This window comes from Streptomyces pseudogriseolus (genome assembly GCA_002154585.1).
Lineage (GTDB): Bacteria > Actinomycetota > Actinomycetes > Streptomycetales > Streptomycetaceae > Streptomyces > Streptomyces pseudogriseolus.
On the sequence record MUNG01000694.1, the window covers coordinates 1 to 1,117 of the forward strand.

Genomic DNA, 1,117 nt, shown 5'->3' on the forward strand with positions numbered 1-1,117 from the left:
CCGCGCCCCTTTGGGGCGGTTCAGCTCACGGGGTCGGGTGGGCGCGGTTCGTGATTGATGCCAGGTCCAGGGTGGGGGGCAGGGTGCCGAATGCGGTGCCCGCGTCGCCGCCCAGGCGGCCCGCGCAGAACGCGTCCGCCACTTCCGGCGGCGCGTACCGCACCAGAAGCGACCCCTGGAGCACCAGTGCGAGGCGCTCCGTCAGCCGCCGCGCCCGGCCCTCGACGCCCTCCAGGTCCGCCAGCTCCGTCAGCAGGCCCTTGATCGCCGCGTCCAGCCGGTGGTCAGCCCCGCGCGCCCGGCCGACCTCGCGGAGATAGGCGTCCAGCGTCGCCGGGTCGCGCAGCGCCCGCAGCACGTCGAGCGCCTGCACGTTGCCCGCGCCCTCCCAGATCGAGTTCAGCGGCGACTCCCGCACCAGCCGGGGCATCCCCGACTCCTCGACGTAGCCGTTGCCGCCGAGGCACTCCGCCGCCTCCACCGCGACCGGCGCGCACCGCTTGGTCACCCAGTACTTCGCGGCCGGCACCGCGATCCGCAGCAGCGCCCGCTCCTGCTCGCCGCCGTCGTCGTACGCCGCCGCGAGACGCAGCCCCAGCGTGGTCGCCGCCTCCGACTCCAGGGCCAGATCGGCCAGCACGTTGCGCATGAGCGGCTTGTCGAGCAGCTTCCCGCCGAACGCCTCCCGGTGCGCGCAGTGGTGCACCGCCTGCGCCACGGCCTGCCGCATCAGCCCCGCCGAGCCCAGCACGCAGTCGAGCCGGGTGGCCGCCACCATCCCGATGATGGTGCGCACCCCGCGCCCCTCCTCGCCGACCCGGCGCGCCCACGTCCCGTCGAACTCGACCTCGGCGGAGGCGTTGGAGCGGTTGCCCAGCTTGTCCTTGAGCCGCTGCAGGGCGAACACGTTGCGGCTGCCGTCCTCCAGCACCCGCGGCACCAGGAAGCAGGTCAGCCCGCCGGGCGCCTGCGCCAGCACCAGGAAGGCGTCCGACATCGGGGCCGAGCAGAACCACTTGTGCCCGGTCAGCGCGTACGTCCCGTCCTCGGCGAGGGGCCGCGCGGCCGTCGTGTTGGCCCGGACGTCGCTGCCGCCCTGCTTCTCGGTCATCCCCAT

Annotated in this window: 1 protein-coding gene; it reads right to left on the bottom strand. The window is 74.7% G+C overall.

Annotated features, from left to right (window positions below; genetic code table 11):
* Nucleotides 1–25: 25 nt before the first annotated feature.
* Nucleotides 26–1,117, bottom strand: a 1,092-nt coding sequence (locus CCN29_RS34135) for an acyl-CoA dehydrogenase family protein (RefSeq protein ID WP_086686332.1), incomplete at its 5' end; no start/stop codon positions are given.